Source organism: Nocardia yunnanensis (assembly GCF_003626895.1).
Lineage (GTDB): Bacteria > Actinomycetota > Actinomycetes > Mycobacteriales > Mycobacteriaceae > Nocardia > Nocardia yunnanensis.
In genome coordinates, this window is sequence record NZ_CP032568.1 from 1 (window position 1) to 16,814 (window position 16,814).

The window sequence follows — 16,814 nt, forward strand, 5'->3', positions numbered from 1 at the left end:
CTCAAGAGCTGGAAGGCCCTGCACAAACTGCGGTGCTGCCCGCACAAGGCCGGATCATTGGCCAAGGCCATCCACGTCCTACACGACCGCGAGATTCACGCCGAACGAGGATGAAAAAGGCTCACTGTCGTCATCGAGGTACACCGAAAAACCCATGCACGCTATCATAGCTATCGGAACCGCAAAGCGCGCCGAGATCGCTTGTCCACCAATATAAGTCGCTGACCGCGCAGCCGTCAGGCTCATAACCTCTACCCGTACAGTCCTTGCGGAGGAGCCGTTCGGGGGCCCGAATGCGACACCAGAGGCGGGTCACCCTGTCGGCTGCCATCGTTAAGGTGTGGTGCGACACAGACTACTGCTGGGGGAGCCTTGAACTACGTGCCGATCTTGTTGTTGCTGGTGGGAATTCCCAACGCTCTTGTAGGGCTGCGCAACTACCGCGAGAGCGGAGGACTGGATCGAAAGCCCGGCAGCCGCGTACGTCTTCGACGAATCAAACACCTGGTAGAAATCTCGGAATCTCTTGAACCGGACCACTGCCCCGAAGAGGTAACCCAGGAACTCGGGGCTGCCCGTCGTGACCTCGCCGCCCTCTATGCGGTCACAACCGACAGCAACGAAAAAGAAGTGCACGGCCACGCGATGCTGTACGGCATCGTGCTGGGAATACTTGCCGCACTTCTTATTCTCCAACCGACCCAGCTGGGGAAGCTGCTCGGCATCGCCCTGTATCTAGCATCGGTCGTGTTCCTGTTCCACGTGGTCGGTTTGCGACGGCGACTGCGATGCCGCCAACTCCTGTACGGGCGATTCGGCGGACGAGCCGACACACCCAGCCTCCCGCCGATATCCCGCTGGCCACTCGTGTCGAGGCCCCTGGGTCAGATTCGCCTGAACGCGTGGCTGAATCGAACCTTGGGAGCAGGCTCACCACGCCCATCCGAGGAGATCACCACAGAGGAGATCAACCAGCTCTCCCACCTCATCGAGCAGTGGCACGCCAACCCTTGGTGGCGACGCACACAGCGAGTGTGGACGGCGACCACTGGCTTTTTTCGCCGAGTGGCGTGATGGCTGTGTCCAGGAGCTCACGACGGCGCTCACTGAACTTGGATCTGGCTCACTTTCGGCGATGGCACGACCTTGTTTTGTCGCCGATTAGGTTGCAGCGCAGCATGTTCGCTAGATCGGCTCGCTGTGAGTGTTGGTGTCACGGCAGAGTCGTTGTGTGAGATGGTGTTTCCGCATCTGGGTCACGTGCGGGTAGAAGCGGTCGGCGAGGACGCTGGAATATTGCGGGCGCGGGCACGGACCGTGGTGCCGTCCGCAGCGTGTCCGGCATGTGGTGTGGTGTCGGGCCGGGTCCACAGCGGTTACGAACGTCTGCTGGCCGATCAGGCGGGACACTGCGCGGACGACGAAAGCCAATCTCGGAAAGTGGATCCCGGGGCCGGCCGCCACTGCTTTACCCAGCCGGGCTCGGCAGCTGCACGAGCGCGGACACGGCAGCCTTGGGGATATAGAGGCCGCCGCTGCCTCGCTGCACAGCCCCCTGCAACTGGATGGTGGTCCCGTCACGCATCCACTGGGTTACCTCTGCTACCGGGATCGAGGTCTGGGCTTCGATGCGGCACACCCTGCCACCTCGAACGGTGCGAATGGCGAAACCGGTCGTGCGATCTTCAGGCTCGTGGGAAATGCGAACGACCGGACCTGTAAAAACTTCGGTCCGTGGAATCCTGCCGGACCGCAGCGCCGCACTCGTACGTCTGATCTTCTCACGCGCTCCGGAAGGGATGGCAACGGTATCGCGTACGTCGCGCGGGGCGGGCTGGGATTGCGCCCATGCGAACGCGGTGTCAAACTGCGCGACCGCGCTGTGATCGAGGACCCGTCCGACGGCGTCGACGAATTCGGCAGTTACTCCCTGCGATACGAGACGCATGAGCGAGTCGCCTCGGGGAAGCCGTTCCTGCTGCACGATCTCCTCGTGCAAGGCCGCCATCGCCTGAGCGAAGGTTCGGGTCATGCGCCGTTCCAGCGATTCGACGGTTTCCGCGACCTCCCAGCCCGTGATCGCCTCCTGCCCCATACTGGGAGCCAGCTCCCCGTCAGGCTGATCGGGGTCTCCCACTCGGATCTCAACCGGGATGATGTAGGACCCCTTGATCGTGTGCCCCATGCGAACAGAGTCGGCTACTGAGTCTCCGAGCTTGGAGTATCCACCCTTGATAACTGGGCGCAGCCGCACTGCAGCTGAAGCCGCGGATCGGAACATCAAGCGCGCCGACTCCGTCATTGCGGCACCAGCGCTGAGCGGGATCGTGTCCGCAATGACGGAGTCGTTCGCCGCGCGGACATAGGTCACGTCGATGCCCCAGAATTGGAGCTCTCGGCGAACGTCGGAGGTGTCGCGCTGGTGCGCGTCGGCGAGCCGGCGGACAAGTCCGTCTTGAGCACTTTCATCGTTGTCGAGGTTGCGGACGATACCCACCTTGCGATCGAGGATCTGGTTACGCCACATCCATCCACCAGACCCCTCGGTTGCCTGATGCCAGCCGTTCGCGGTGAGCCACGCGTTGGTGTCGGCGAGGCGCAAAGTGCCGACCGCGCTCATTCGAGACCTCCGAATACGTTGTCCAGCTGGTCTTCCCAGGAAGCGAGGGTAGAGGCTTGGAACCGTTGCGTCTTGGGCAGAATGATGGACTTGGTGTGAGTTGCGGCATCGAACCGCTCCCAGTATGCGTGTGTCTGGTGCACGGTGTGGTCGTCTGCGTGCGCGATCCATTCGTGTTGCTTCCTGGGCACGACAACGAGCAGCACGTAGACAGGCACCTTCTTGACCGACCAGCTGACGATCCATTGCTGTTTGAGTGGGACACGGAAATCGCCGACGCTGGTACGCCTCGGGGAAGATGTGCATTTGAGCTGGACGAGCACTGACGCCGCGGGGAGGTCTACCGTCGTGTCAACTGCCCAGCAATCCTCATCTTGTCGCCCTTCCTGCAGCGTGTGTCCAGATTGCGAGCAGACCGCTGAAAGGTAGGACTGGCTATACCGGGACTTGGCACCATCGAGGCCGAGCCCTAACCGACTCATTCGACATCACCCGTTCGACTTACTACCAGTGCCATCTCGATGCCCGTCAAAGTCGCCGTCGGGTGCTGCGTCGACTTCCGATTCAGGAACTTGCTCGCCCTCGCCACCATCGAGTTCGAACACTGCAGGCTACGCCCGTGCCCCTGCTCAATCTCACTCGTCAACTCACCGACCCCGCAATGTACTAGCCACCATGTACTGCGTGGTGACCACACAGGCCCCGGCGGTCAACCGCTAGCAGGAATCGAACCAAACTTTGGCACTACACGTCAGATGGGGGATTAGCGATTTTTCGCCGCCGCTGGGATATCCTCCGGCTTCGTACTCGCCGATCGCGACCGCCTCAAGCAGATCGAGGGTGCGACCGAGCACTGCGGCCGGCACTCCGCTCGAAAATCAACGCCGACGATCCCTAACACTTGCTGCTGTTCAGGACAAGATCAGCGGATTAGTCTGCGCGCGGTCGTGTTCAGGCATCTGCGCGATACCGCGTATGGGAGTGATGCGGCTCTGGTGGCTGGCTGGTCATATGGACCGCACCCTCGCCGCACATCGACCTTAAGCAGCCGCATCTTGGCTGCCCAACTGTGACCGCCTCAAGCCGCAATTTTCGGGAACTTTGCTGCCAGTACAGGGTGCCAAGGCCGAAGAACCCATCCCGTGCACGAGGCACTTGACCCAACGAACGCACCGGAGGGTCCATGTCCCGGCGTACCGCACCGGTACCTAGCCGAACCGGCACCCGACCAAAGGATGCGACCATGCCCGACCCCGAACCGGATCCCACGTATCGCCTTCGCTGGGATGAGCTTCCTCTACTGCTGTCCCTGCCCAGAGCCGCAGTACTGCTCGGGATCAGCCGCTCGGCGGGCTACCGACTCGCCGAATCTGGCGAATTGCCGACCAAACGGATGGGCGGACGTGTCTACGTCATCACCGCCCGGCTGCAAGCAATGCTCGAGCAGGACGAGCTCGGCAAGGCTGCGGCATGAAACAGGGGCACGTCCGCAAGCGCGGCAAGACCTGGTACTACCAGTTCCGGCTCCCGGAGAAGGGGCCGGACGGAAAACCCGACTTCGACACCAAGGGCGGCTTCGCCACCGAGAAGGAAGCCTGGGCGGCCTGCCGAGACGCGATCAAGGCCGTCGAGCAGAACAGGCGCGTGAAGTCCTCGAAGATCACCGTCCGGGCGTTCTTCGTCGAGGAGTGGCTGCCCGCGATCAAAATGCTCGTTGACGCCACCACCTACGACAACTGGCAGGCGTTCATCCACGCATACGTCGTTCCTCGCCTCGGCGACGGCGAGTTGCAGAAGCTGACCGCGCCAATGCTGGTGAAGTTCTATACCCAGCTTCTGACCGATGGACGTATCAAGCCCGACAACAACATTCGCATGTACGAGTACTGGGCAAAGGCGGCCAAGCGCGGCCAGCAGCCCACACCGCGCGAGATCACCGACGCCTGTGGCGTCACCATTCATGCTGCCCGAGCCGCTGTACGCCGCTACAGGGCGGGACGAATTCCCACCCCGAAACCAGCTGGGCTGGAACCGAAAACGGTCCGCAACATCCACCTCGCCATCCATCGGGCGCTCGTCGACGCCGTCACCTGGAAGTACCTTGTCGACAACCCCGCCGACAACGCGAAGCCACCTCGCGTGGCCAAATCTCGACGGCCTGTATGGACACCAGAGCAAGCCACCCGATTCATGGACAGCATCTGCTTCGATCGGTTCTACGCCCTGTTCCGACTGGAACTGACCACCGGGCTTCGGCGAGCCGAGATCTGCGGAATCCGGTGGCCCTCCCTGGATCTCGACGCTGGGACACTGTCGGTGCACCAGGGCCGGGTAGTCGTGTCTGGGCGAGCGCAGGACGCTCAGGTCAAGACCGAAGACTCCGAACGCCTGATCGCCCTCGACGAGGAGACCGTCGGCGCACTTCGCGTGTGGCAAGCCATCCAGGATGCCGAGCGCGCCCTCTACGGTGACGACTTCCGCGACACCGACCTGGTCTTCACCTACGAAGACGGCCGCCCCGTCCACCCGGATTCGATCCGGGAGCGGTTCAAACGACTGGCCGCCCAGGCCGGATTGCCCGAGATCCGCTTCTACGACCTGCGCCACACCTACGTCACCGGAGCCCTGCGCGCCGGAATCAATCCCAAAGTCGTCAGCCAACGCATCGGACACGCCGACGTCGCCTTCACCATGAGCGTCTACCAACACGTCCTGCCCGGCCAGGACGAGGACGCCGCCGCTCGCGCCGCCGCGTACATGCTGGGACGCCGCAGAACACAGGAGACAGCATCGAACCCATGAAACTGAGTTTGGCTAATGATGCCAAACGTGATGCCAAATGAACGCGAAAACGGCCCGGAACCAGCTGGTTCCGGGCCGTTCTGCCTAGTAGCGGGGACAGGATTTGAACCTGCGACCTCTGGGTTATGAGCCCAGCGAGCTACCGAGCTGCTCCACCCCGCGTCGGTGAACACAACATTACACACGGGTTTGGAGATGCACCAAATCGGCTGGTCAAGGACGGATTAGGGGGTGTGACGGGGTGGGCGCGGGTGAAGTGGGCTTGGCGAAGCGGGGTGGGCGAGGGGTCGGTAAGTGGAGTGATCAGGTTGAAAATCTTCCGTTTGAAAGGCTCGTGCGCGCGTCTGGCAGTGAGAGGGGACGGGAAACGTGAGCGGTGTCACAAAATGGGAGTGATACCAGTCACATCACGGGGGGATAACAGACCGATCGGGATTCGCATTTGCAGCATAGCCAACCTGCATCGATGAGGTTTACGGCGTCATTCGCTTCATGCAATTCTGGAGTTATCAAGACGTGATCTGCCGAGATTTCCTCGTTATGGTCAGTTCCGCCCGGATCAAACCTGTGATGGGCAACGAACCCGACCGCTGCACGCCGGAAACCCTGTCCCGCGGTCGGGCACCCAGAGCCTCCTGGGGACAGGGACGCGGTGGAGCACGAAAACCGGGTCGGTGGCGCAGGGAGGGAATACACCATGAAACAGAACCGGAAGATCAACACTCGCGCACTCGGCCTCGCCGCCGTCACCGGCGCACTTGTTGCCGTCCCGTTCGGCTTCACCGCAACCGCTTCGGCCGCCCCCGCCCACGACTGGGACGGCGTCGCCCAGTGCGAGAGCGGCGGCAACTGGGGCATCAACACCGGCAACGGCTACTACGGCGGGCTGCAGTTCACCCCGAGCACCTGGGCTGCCAACGGCGGCACCGGGTCGCCCAGCAATGCCAGCAAGGCCGAGCAGATCCGGGTGGCCGAGAACGTGCTGGCCACCCAGGGCGCCGGCGCGTGGCCGGTGTGCGGCCGGTACCTGCGCCAGGGCGTCTCCGAGCCCGAGCCCGAGGCCGCCCCGGAGCCCGCCGCCCCCGAGCCGGTCGTCGCCCCGGCCGCGCCGAACGATCGCCAGGCCCTCATCGATCAGGCCAAGAGCGTCGGCGGCGGCTTCGCCCAGCAGGTCGGCATGCAGGCGCAGTACAACGATCTGCTGCATTCCAACGCCGCCCTCATCGACTCCTTGGGCAAATAGCGCGAGTTTCCTTCCCATACCGGAAGAAATGAAAAGGTGCTGTGTCAATGGCGACACAGCACCTTTCGCTATGGTGCGGCAATAATTCTTATTACACGGCAGTAAATGAATTCCGATGATCGAATGCCCATTCCCGGAAGGTTCGCGGTGACCGACCCGTGACGTGTTCGACGGTCGGATGCACCACCGAGGTGAACGATTCCAGCGCGGTGGCGCGCAACGCCATGATCGCCGCGGCCATCGCGGGCTCGACACCGACGCGCAGCAGTTCTGCCCGCGCTCGCTCCGGCGAGATCTCCTCGAAACGCAGTGGGCGGCCGAGGATTTCGGCGAGGGTCTCGGTCTGCTCGCGCGGCGACAGCGGCTGTGGGCCGGTCACCGTGTAGATCTCGCCGGCATGACCGGGCTCGGTCAGCGCGGCGACCGCGACGGCGGCGATGTCGGCGGGATCCACCACCGCGATCCGGCCCTGACCGAAAGGCGCACGGACGGTGCCGGTTTCGCGCACCGAGTGCGCCCAGTGCAGTGCGTTGGACATGAAACCCATGGGGCGCACCATGGTCCAGCCGATCCCGCTCGCCCGGACCGCCCGCTCCCCCGCCCGATGCCACGCCGGGATCGGGTCGGTGGCGGCCTCGTCCCCGGCGCGCCCCGAGGACAGCTTCACCAGACGTTCCACCCCCGCGGCCACCGCGGCCGCGGCGAGATTCGCGTCGTGCGTGGGGATCTCGGTCCCCGCGGTGGCGGCGAAGACACCGCGCACCCCGGCCAGCGCGGGAGACAGGCTGCCCGGGTCGGCGAGATCCGCGCACACCACCTCGACGCTCGCGGGCAGACCGGCGGACTCGGGGCGGCGGGTGATCGCGCGGACCGGGTGGTCCGCGGCCAGCAGCCGGTCGATCACGGCCCGGCCGACGGTGCCGGTGGCTCCGGTCACGAGAAACATGGGGTACTCCGTTCGTGGATCGATGCGGGTGAATCCCGCCGTACGATCCTGCGATTCCGGCCGATCTCAGACCACCGGTGGCGCGAACATCGCCGATAACCTCTACGCCGCCCGGGAAAGGGCATGATTTCCTCCACACAGGACGCGCCGAGCGAGGGATCTTCCCCCTAAAAACGCGAAAGGCGCTGCCATCCAAGGGATGACAGCGCCTTCCGGGTCAGCCGGTTACCCGCCGGCCTTCTGATAGTTGTTCACCGCGGTCTGCAGCTGTTCGAGCGCCTTGCCCAATTGGCCGAGGTCGCCGGACTTCTGGGCGTCCTGGACCGCCTTCAAGGCATCGTTGAGCTGCTGGACCGCCGCGTCCTTGCCGGCCGACCCCGTCACCGGCGGCGGCGCCGGAGTGGGCTGCGGCGTCGTCGCACCGCCCGGGGCCGGCGGAGTCACCGCCTGCCCGGGCACATCGAGCGCGGCGTTGGAGAGCTCGGCGGCGCCGACCTGGGCCAGCGCCTCCTTGACGGTCGCGCCATAGCCGATCTTGTCGTTGTAACTGACGAGCACCTTCACCAACTGCGGAAAGGACGGGTTGTTGGCGGAGGTCGCGCGCTCGAGATACCACGGCTCCACATACAGGATGCCGCCGTTGCCCACCGGCAGGGTCAGCAGGTTGCCGTATTTGAGCTTGTTGCCGTTGGTTCCGGTCAACAGGGTCCGATCCGAGGCGACCGCGCCATTGCTGGTCATCTGGTTGTGCGTCTGCCCCGGCCCCTGCGCCGCCGAATCCGGCAGCCGCAGCACGGTGATCTTGCCGTAGTTGTCGGGATCCGAATGCGCCTGGATGTAGGCCGACAGGTAGTTGCGCTTGTAGCCGACCATCACACTGGTCAGGTTGAACTGCGCCTTGCCCGTCTTCGGATCCCCGATCAGCACGTAGTACGGCGGCTGATGCGCACTCGCGGCCGCACCCTCCTGGGTGGGGTCGTTGGGCACCGACCAGAACGCATTGCCGGTGAAGAACTCGCCCGGATCGTCGACGTGGTACTTCGACAGCATCTCCCGCTGCACCTTGAACAGGTCCTCGGGATAACGGAAGTGCGCACGCAACTCCGGGGTGATGGCGTCCTCGGACTTGACCGTGCCGGGGAACACGGCGCTCCAGGCCTTCAGCACCGGATCGGTCTTGTCCACCTGGTACAGCGTGACGGTGCCGTCGTAGGCATCGACGGTGGCCTTCACCGAATTGCGCATGTAGGACACCTCTTTACGAGGTAGTAGCCGCCCCGTGGTTTGATCGATGCTGTCCTCGACAGCACCGTCCAGCGGCGTCTTCTGCGCGTACGGGTAGTTGTCGAGCGACGTGTACGCGTCGACGATCCACAGAATGCGGCCGTTCACCACCGCCGGGTACGCGTCGGTGTCGGCGGTCAGCCACGGCGCGACCTGCGTGACTCGATCACGCGGATTGCGGTTGAACAGGATCTTCGAATCCTGGCCGATGGCGCCGGAGAACAGGATGTTGCGCTCGGCGTACTTCGCCGCGAAGGCGAGCCGGTGGAACCAGTTGCCGATCGGCACGCCGCCCGCGCCGTCATAGGTGAACTGCGAATCATTGGTGTCGTATTCGCGCTTCGGCTGGCCGTTCGAGCCGACGATGGCGTAGTCGGCGTCGGTCTTGGAGATCAGCGGACCGTAGTAGATACGCGGCTGATCGACCTTGATCGCTTCCTGATCCGCGGGCGTGCCCAGATCGCTGACCGTCTTCAGTTCCGTGCCGTTCGGGCCGGGCACCGAGAACACCGGATACCCGTAACCGCCGCTGGCGTCCTGCTGTGCCTGCTTCGGATCGTTCGGCGGCGCGGCGTTCACCTTGTTCGCCGGCGAGGCGACGAAACCGTTGCCGTGGGTGTAGACGGTGTGGCGGTTGATCCAATCCCGTTGATTGTCGGCCAGATTCGCCGGCTGCAGCTCCCGCGCCGCGACCACGTAGTCGCCGGTCTGACCGCCGACGGTGTAGCGGTCGATGGAGAGCGTGTCCGGGAAACCGTAGATGTTCTGCAGCTGATTGCGCTGGGTGAAGGTGGCCGTCAAGATGTTCGGATCCAGCAGCCGCACATTGCCGATGGTCTGCTGATCGGCGGTCGACTGCGACGCGGACACCTGCCCGCCGCTCTTGTAATCGACGTAGTCGACCTTGTCGGGGGTGAGCCCGTAGGCGTCCCGGGTGGCCGAGATATTGCGTTCGATGTAGGCGCGTTCCTTCGTGGAGGCGTTGGGCCGCACCGAGAACTGCTCCACCAGCAGCGGCCACACCGCGCCCACCAGGATCGACGACAGCACCAGCAGCGCCGCCGCCATCGCCGGAATCCGCAAGTCGCGCAGCACGACTCCGGCGAAGAAGGCGATGGCGCAGATGACCGCGATGGACAGCAGGATCAGCTTGGCCGGCAGCACCGCATTGATATCGGTGTAGGAACCGCCGGTGAAGGTCGGGTCCTTGCGGGTGCTCGACAGCAGCGCGTACCGGTCGAACCAGTAGGCGACGGCCTTGAGCAGCACGAAGATTCCCGCGATCACCGCCAGCTGCACGCGCGCCGAGGTGCTCAGCGCGCCCTCGCGGCCCGACAGCCGCAGGCCGCCGAACACGTAGTGCGCCACCAGGTTCGCGAAGAACGCGATCACCACCGAGACGAACAGCCAGTTCAGCACCATGCGGTAGAACGGCAGATCGAAGGCGTAGAAACCGATGTCGAGATGGAACTGCGGATCCTGCTTGCCGAACGAACCACCGTGCAGGAACAGCTGAACCGTCACCCAGCTCGACTGCGCGACCAGCCCGGAGAGCACACCGATCAGGACCGGAATGCCGATGCCGAACAGCTTGAGCCGGCTCATCACCGTGGTGCGGTAGCGCGCGATCGGATCGCCGGGACCGCTCACCGGCACGAACACCGGCCGCGACCGGTAGGCCAGCAGCAGCGCCGCCCAGATGATCAGCGCCACCACGATCGCGACCACCAGGAACAGCAGGAACCTGGTGAGCAGAACCGTGGTGTAGACGTTGCGGAAACCGACCTCCCCGAACCACAACCAGTTCGTGTAGGCGTCGGTGAGCCGGGGGCCGACCAGTAACAGGGCGGCCAGCACCAGCGCCGTGACGAGCAGTATGCGGCTGCGTCGGGACAGCGAAGGTAAGCCGGTCGGGGGGCGCATGCCCACGATGCCACTCTCCCAGGGTCCGGCGACGTTCCACGCCGGGGTTTTCCGGCCCGGAGCGCCGCAGTCCGATGATGCGAGTTGGTCCCAGGGGACCGTTCGCGCCCCACTCTACGTAAAACGCCCGCCGCGCGGCCCAACACCTGCCGCGTCGAGTTCCCGCGAGCGATGCGAGGATTGCGGGGTGAATCCAGAGCAGTGGGCAGCGTCGGCCCTGTACCGGTGTATTCGGGAAGTCGCGGAGTATGTCGACGGCGAGGGCTGGGACCGGCCGCCGCAGATGTTCGCGCTGGTGCCGACCGCCGATCTGGTCGCCGCCGAACCCGCCCTGCTCGATCAGCTCGACGAACAGGACGCGCTGACTCCCATTGCGCAGGAACCGTTCCCGGAGGACATCGCCGGGGAGGCCGACGCCATGGCGCTCGACGAATTCCTCGGCACCACCAGCTGGCCGGCCTCGGTCGAGGGCTGTGTGCTGGTGCAGCAGATCGTGGTGCTGCCGCCGGATGCCGAGCACGCCCTCGACGAAGCCATCGCGCCGCTGCTCGCCGACCGGGACGCCGCCGATCAGGCCGGCCGCCGCGCGGCCCTCACCCATGCCGAGCGGCGTGACGCGCGGCTGTTCGTCGGCGTGCTGCGCGACGGAACCTCGCTGTCGCTGCTGCAGATCCGTCCCAGCGAGGACGAGGAGGATCCGTTCGGCGACCTCGAGCTGCGTACCGCGCCCAACCTCGCGCCCAATCTGGTCGAGGCGCTGCGGCACACGCTGGAGAACGACCCGGACGAGTTCTGAGTCAGCCGCAGCGCTGAGTTATCCGCAGCGCTGAGTCATCCGCAGCTCGGGACGTCCTTGCCCGCCTTGAGGTCCTCGAGGGATTGCACTGCGCCGGCGAGGTTTTCGACCTTGACCAGGCGCAGGCCGTCGGGGGTGCGCTGGGCGGCCTCGTTGCAGTTGGCGGCCGGGACCATGAAGGTCACAGCGCCCGCGTCGCGCGCGGCGATCATCTTGTACTGGATGCCGCCGATCGGTCCCACCTTGCCGTCCGGATCGATGGTGCCGGTGCCGGCCACGAACTTGTTGTTCGACAGGTCGCCGGTGGTGACCTTGTCGATCAGGGCCAGCGTGAACATGAGTCCGGCCGAGGGACCGCCGATATCGCCGAGATTGAAGTCGACCTTCAGCGGACCCTTGTTGACCTCGTCGGGCGTGATGCCCAGGTAGCCCTTGGACGAGTCGTCGGGACGCGCGCCCAGGGTGATCTCCGCGGTCTGCTCGACGCCGTCGCGGCGCAGCACCACGGGCACGGCGGTGCCGGGCTTGGCCGCGGAGACCGCGGCGACAACGTCTTTGGTGGTGGCGATCGGCTTACCGTCGACGGTGACCAGTTCGTCACCCTTGCGCAGCACATCCTTGGCGGGACCGTCGTCGGCGACATTCGCCAGCACCACCGCGGTCGGCAGCTTCAGATAGTTCAGCGCCGCCAATTCGGCGGAGTCCTCGGAATCCTTGAACTGCTGCTGATTGCTTTTGTCTACATCGTCACGCGACTGGCCGGGCGGATACACCTCGGCGCGCGGCACCAGACCGTGCTGGCCGTCGATCCACAAACCGATCGCCTCGAAGATATTCAGCCGATCGCGAACGGAAACGGTCGTCATATTGAGATTGCCGGAGGTCGATTTCACCGGCACACCCTGTACGTCGACCACCTGCTTGCCGTCGACTTCGCCCAGCGTATTGAAGGTCGGCCCAGGTCCGAGCGCCACGAACGGGACGGTGACCACACTGCCCACGACGCCCAGCGCCAGAATGGGGATCAGTGCGGCGAGCAGGGTGACTATCCGACGGTTCACGCGGCCAAGGGTACTGGTCATCAAGGCCATTGCCGTGCTTCGCTCGGCGGTTCGCGTGGTCCGGGGCTCCAGTACCGTAGTAGCTATGAGTGATTTTCCGTTCGGATTCTCGAATCGCGATGACGATCCGGAGCGCAAGCCGGGGGATCAGTCGAGCGGTTCCGGTGCGAACAACCCGTTCGGATTCCCGCTCGGTGGATCCGGCGGCGGCGGATTCGATCCCTCGCAACTCGGTCAGATGCTGACGCAGCTGGGCGCCATGTTCTCGAGCATGACCCAGCCCGGCGGCGGACAGAGCGGACCGGTCAATTACGACATCGCCAAACGGTTGGCGCGTCAGCAACTGGGCGCCGACGTCGCGCCGGTGTCGCCCGGCTCGCAGCGCGCGGTCACCGATGCCGCACATCTCGCGGAACTGTGGCTCGACGCCGCCACCACCTTGCCCGCGGGCGCGACCAAGGCCGTCGCCTGGACCGCCAACGACTGGATCGAGGAGACGCTGCCCACCTGGAAGCGGCTGTGTGATCCGGTCGCCGAACAGGTTTCGGGCATGTGGACCGCGACGCTGCCGGCCGAGGCCCGGGAGTTCGCGGCCCCGATGTTCGGGATGCTCGGGCAGATGGGCGGGCTCGCGTTCGGTTCGCAGCTGGGCCAGGCGCTGGGTCAGCTCGCCAAGGAGGTGCTGACCTCCACCGATATCGGCCTGCCGTTGGGTCCGGACGGCACCGCGGCGCTCATGCCGGCCGCCATTTCGGAGTTCAGTGCCGGGCTCGAGCAGCCCGAGAGCGAGATCCTGGTCTACCTGGCCGCCCGGGAGGCCGCCCATCAGCGGCTGTTCGCGCATGTGCCGTGGCTGCGCCAGCAGGTGCTGGGCGCGGTCGAGGATTACGCGCGCGGCATCAAGATGGACTTCTCGGCCATCGAGCAGGCCGCCCAGAATCTGGATCCGATGACGCTGGCGCAGGATCCGTCGAAGCTGGAAGAGCTGTTGTCGCAGGGCACTTTCGAGCCGCAGACCACGCCCGAGCAGAAGGCGGCGCTGGAGCGGCTCGAGACGCTGCTGGCCCTGATCGAGGGCTGGGTGGAGACCGTGGTCACCGACGCGGTCGGCGATCGGCTGCCCGGGGCGGGCGCGCTGGCCGAGACGTTGCGGCGGCGGCGCGCCACCGGTGGTCCGGCCGAGCAGACCTTCGCGACCCTGGTCGGTCTGGAGTTGCGGCCCCGCAAGGTGCGCGAGGCCGCGGCGCTGTGGCGGCGGCTGACCAGCGATGCCGGGATCGAGAAGCGTGACGGCGTGTGGGCGCATCCGGACCTGCTGCCCGACTCCGCCGATCTGGACTCCCCCGCGGGCTTCATCGATTCGGTGCTGGGCGGCGGGGCGGCGGTCTTCGACGATCCGCTGGCGCAGCTCGCCGAGACGGAGGCGCGGGAGCGGGCCGAGAAGGAAGCCAAGGCGCAGGAGCCCAAGGACGAGGATTCCGACGGGGAAGACCCGAAATAGCGAGTTGTGGATAACCCGCGAAAGCGCTGATGAACAAGCGTTTTCGCGGGTTTTCGCGATTCCGGGGCAAGGCATGGTCGAACGATGACGACGCTGACCTCCACCCGCGGGCCCATGCTGCACCCTCGAATCACCGTGCTGGTGCGGCCGAATGGCGCGATCCAGCTGGGGTGGAATCCGGAAGCCGCGGTGATCGTGCAGCCGCCGGGGCCGGTCGAGGCCGTGCCCGCGCTGGTGCGGCTGCTCGACGGCTCCCGCTCCGAGCCCGAGATCCTCTGGCAGGCCCGGGAATTGGGGTTCGACACCGCGGTGGTGACGGAACTACTGCGGGAGATGACGGCCGCCGACCTGCTGGTCGGTGCGCAACCGCGGGCCCGGCTGCGGGCGGTGCGGGTGCACGGGCGCGGCCCGATCGCGGACGCCTTGCTCGACGGCCTGCGGCGGATCGGGCTGCGGGCCGGGCATTCCCGCGACCGGCTCACTGAGCGGTCGCTCGCCACCGAACGGCCGGACCTGCTGGTGCTCTCCGACACCCTGGTGCCCGATCCAGGTCTGGTCGCCGAGCTGATGCGCCGGCGCATCCCCCACCTGCAAGTGCGGGTCCGCGACGGCCGCGGGATCGTCGGCCCGCTGGTGCTGCCCGGCGAATCCAGTTGTCTGCGTTGCGCGGATCTCCACCGGACCGACTACGAACCGGACTGGCCGCAGCTGGCGGCTCAACTGCTCGGCCGGGTCGGGTACACCTCCCCGGCCGGGGTGGCGGTGACGGCTGCTCTGGCGCTGAAGGAGATCGAGAGCATCTGCTTCGGCCCGGCCGCCCGACCCCCGGCCACCCTGGACGCGACCCTCGAAGTGGACCTGGACACGCCGCACCTCGATCGCCGCGATTGGCCCGCACATCCGAGCTGTGACTGCGGGGCCGGACTGTGAGCGCGGGGCCAGTGTGTGCGTGCGGCCGGGCCGCCTGTGCGGGGAAGGGCTGTGAATGCGGCCGGGCCGTCAGTGCGGGGAAGGGCTGTGAATGCGGCCGGGCCGTCAGTGCGGGGAAGGGCTGTGAATGTGGGCCGGGCGGTATGAGCGGGGCTGGGTTTACCGGCGGGGAGAGGACTGTGATGGAAAGCACTATCGTTCGCGACCCGAACAAACACACAATTCCCATGGCGAACCGTCTGGGACATCGGCATGATGGGAACGTGTCAGAGGAGATTGTGAGCAAGCGCTCTTCCCGTAATGCCAAGCTGGCCAAGATTCCGCTCGGCATCGCAGGGCGCGCGGCTGTCGGTTTCGGCCGCAAGCTTGCCGGGGGCGACAAGCAGGAAATCAATGCCGAGCTGAACCAGAAGGCCGCCGAGCAGCTTTTCGCCGTTCTCGGTGAGCTCAAGGGCGGGGCCATGAAGTTCGGCCAGGCGCTGTCGGTGATGGAGGCGGCCGTCCCCGAGGAGTTCGGTGAGCACTACCGCGAGGCCTTGACCAAGCTGCAGGCCGCCGCGCCGCCCATGCCGGCCGCCGCCGTGCACCGGCAGCTGGATCAGCAGCTGGGCACCGGGTGGCGGCAGCGCTTCAAGGAATTCGACGACAAGCCCACCGCGTCGGCCAGCATCGGCCAGGTCCACAAGGCGGTGTGGTCCGATGGCCGGGTGGTCGCGGTGAAGGTGCAGTATCCGGGCGCGGACGAGGCGCTGCGCGCGGACCTCAAGACCCTCAACCGGATGGCGGGCATGATGGGCGCGCTGATTCCGGGCGCGGACGTGAAGCCGGTCCTGGCCGAGATCAGCGAGCGCACCGAGGAGGAGCTCGACTACCGCATCGAGGGCGGCAATCAGCGCCAGTTCGCCAAGGCCTTCGACGGGCATCCGCGGTTCCTGGTGCCCAAGGTGGTGGCCAGCGCCCCGAAGGTTATCGTCACCGAGTGGCTGGACAATGCCACGCCGGTCTCCAAGATCATTCAGGAGGGCATGGCGGATCCCGCCGGCACCGTGGAGCTGCGCAACCACGTCGCCACGCTGATGGGCGAATTCCATTTCAGCTCACCGGCGATCGCGGGCCTGCTGCACGCCGATCCGCATCCGGGCAATTTCATGATGCTCGAGGACGGCCGGCTCGCGGTCATCGACTACGGCGCCTGCGCTCCGCTGCCCAATGGCTTCCCCAAGATTCTGGGCGAGATGGTGGCGCTCGAGGTCGAGGGCCGCTTCGACGAGCTGACGGCCCTGCTGCACGACCACGGCTGGGTGATTCCCGGAAAGACGGTGAGCCGTGAGGAGATTCAGTCCTATCTGCGGCCCTTCACCGACCCGATCAAGACCGAGACCTTCCACTTCACCCGCAAGTGGATGCAGCGCGTGGCGGGCAAGGCCACCGACATCTCCAACTCCGAGATGATGAAAACCGCCCGCTCCCTGCAACTCCCGGCCGAACACGTGATGATCTTCCGCGTCCTCGGCGGCTCGGTCGGCATCTGCGCCCAGCTCGACGCCGAAGTCCCCTTCATGAAGCTCATGAAGGACTGGGTCCCCGGCTACGCCGAAACCCTCACCGCCGCAAGCTGACACCCCGACAGCTCGCGGACCGAGGTTGCGGACCCGAGAGTCTTTGTGACGCAAAACGACCCGCTTACCTGCTGGTAAGCGGGTCGTAT

Annotated in this window: 13 protein-coding genes and 1 tRNA gene; 8 read left to right on the forward strand and 6 right to left on the reverse strand. The window is 65.7% G+C overall.

Annotated features, from left to right (window positions below):
- Positions 1–372 precede the first annotated feature (372 nt).
- On the forward strand, positions 373–1,074 hold the full coding sequence (locus tag D7D52_RS37470) for a hypothetical protein (protein WP_162958097.1): 702 nt from the start codon (positions 373–375) through the stop codon (positions 1,072–1,074).
- A gap of 394 nt (positions 1,075–1,468) precedes the next feature.
- Here the strand turns inward: D7D52_RS37470 and D7D52_RS00010 are convergent, their stop codons facing one another.
- Together D7D52_RS00010 and D7D52_RS40245 are read right to left on the reverse strand one after the other, a co-directional pair.
- Complete coding sequence (locus D7D52_RS00010) at positions 1,469–2,620, reverse strand: hypothetical protein (RefSeq protein WP_120734481.1); 1,152 nt, start codon at positions 2,618–2,620, stop codon at positions 1,469–1,471.
- Positions 2,617–3,102: a DUF4365 domain-containing protein gene (locus D7D52_RS40245; RefSeq protein ID WP_120734482.1), complete on the reverse strand. Its 486-nt coding sequence runs from the start codon at positions 3,100–3,102 to the stop codon at positions 2,617–2,619. The genes D7D52_RS00010 and D7D52_RS40245 overlap by 4 nt, the downstream gene beginning before the upstream one ends.
- Positions 3,103–3,863: 761 nt before the next feature.
- Here D7D52_RS40245 and D7D52_RS00020 point away from each other — a divergent pair.
- Complete coding sequence (locus tag D7D52_RS00020) at positions 3,864–4,094, forward strand: helix-turn-helix domain-containing protein (RefSeq protein ID WP_120734483.1); 231 nt, start codon at positions 3,864–3,866, stop codon at positions 4,092–4,094.
- Complete coding sequence (locus D7D52_RS00025) at positions 4,091–5,422, forward strand: site-specific integrase (protein ID WP_120734484.1); 1,332 nt, start codon at positions 4,091–4,093, stop codon at positions 5,420–5,422. The genes D7D52_RS00020 and D7D52_RS00025 overlap by 4 nt, the downstream gene beginning before the upstream one ends.
- An 88-nt stretch (positions 5,423–5,510) precedes the next feature.
- On the opposite strand, the gene D7D52_RS00030 is transcribed toward D7D52_RS00025, so the two are convergent.
- Positions 5,511–5,584 (reverse strand) — tRNA-Met (locus tag D7D52_RS00030).
- 535 nt (positions 5,585–6,119) lie between these two features.
- On the opposite strand from D7D52_RS00030, the gene D7D52_RS00035 reads away from it, so the two are divergent.
- Entirely contained in the window at positions 6,120–6,665 is a 546-nt protein-coding gene (locus D7D52_RS00035; protein WP_120734485.1) for a transglycosylase family protein, read from the forward strand.
- A 91-nt stretch (positions 6,666–6,756) separates the two neighbouring features.
- On the opposite strand, the gene D7D52_RS00040 is transcribed toward D7D52_RS00035, so the two are convergent.
- Together D7D52_RS00040 and D7D52_RS00045 are read right to left on the reverse strand one after the other, a co-directional pair.
- Complete coding sequence (locus D7D52_RS00040; protein ID WP_120734486.1) at positions 6,757–7,611, reverse strand: NAD(P)H-binding protein; 855 nt, start codon at positions 7,609–7,611, stop codon at positions 6,757–6,759.
- 225 nt (positions 7,612–7,836) lie between these two features.
- Entirely contained in the window at positions 7,837–10,824 is a 2,988-nt protein-coding gene (locus tag D7D52_RS00045; protein ID WP_120734487.1) for a UPF0182 family protein, read from the reverse strand.
- 181 nt (positions 10,825–11,005) lie between these two features.
- Between D7D52_RS00045 and D7D52_RS00050 the strand changes: the two genes are divergently transcribed.
- Positions 11,006–11,614 carry a PPA1309 family protein gene (locus tag D7D52_RS00050; protein ID WP_120734488.1) on the forward strand — a complete coding sequence of 203 codons (609 nt, stop codon included), beginning with the start codon at positions 11,006–11,008 and terminating at the stop codon, positions 11,612–11,614.
- 35 nt (positions 11,615–11,649) lie between these two features.
- Here D7D52_RS00050 and D7D52_RS00055 read toward each other — a convergent pair whose 3' ends face one another.
- Positions 11,650–12,675 carry a YlbL family protein gene (locus tag D7D52_RS00055; RefSeq protein WP_187703085.1) on the reverse strand — a complete coding sequence of 342 codons (1,026 nt, stop codon included), beginning with the start codon at positions 12,673–12,675 and terminating at the stop codon, positions 11,650–11,652.
- 85 nt (positions 12,676–12,760) lie between these two features.
- Between D7D52_RS00055 and D7D52_RS00060 the strand changes: the two genes are divergently transcribed.
- From D7D52_RS00060 to D7D52_RS00070, 3 genes are all read left to right on the forward strand, one after another.
- On the forward strand, positions 12,761–14,176 hold the full coding sequence (locus tag D7D52_RS00060; protein ID WP_120734490.1) for a zinc-dependent metalloprotease: 1,416 nt from the start codon (positions 12,761–12,763) through the stop codon (positions 14,174–14,176).
- Between the two features lie 84 nt (positions 14,177–14,260).
- Positions 14,261–15,106: a TOMM precursor leader peptide-binding protein gene (locus D7D52_RS00065; protein WP_120734491.1), complete on the forward strand. Its 846-nt coding sequence runs from the start codon at positions 14,261–14,263 to the stop codon at positions 15,104–15,106.
- A gap of 227 nt (positions 15,107–15,333) precedes the next feature.
- Positions 15,334–16,725 carry an ABC1 kinase family protein gene (locus D7D52_RS00070; protein WP_120734492.1) on the forward strand — a complete coding sequence of 464 codons (1,392 nt, stop codon included), beginning with the start codon at positions 15,334–15,336 and terminating at the stop codon, positions 16,723–16,725.
- Positions 16,726–16,814 lie beyond the last annotated feature (89 nt).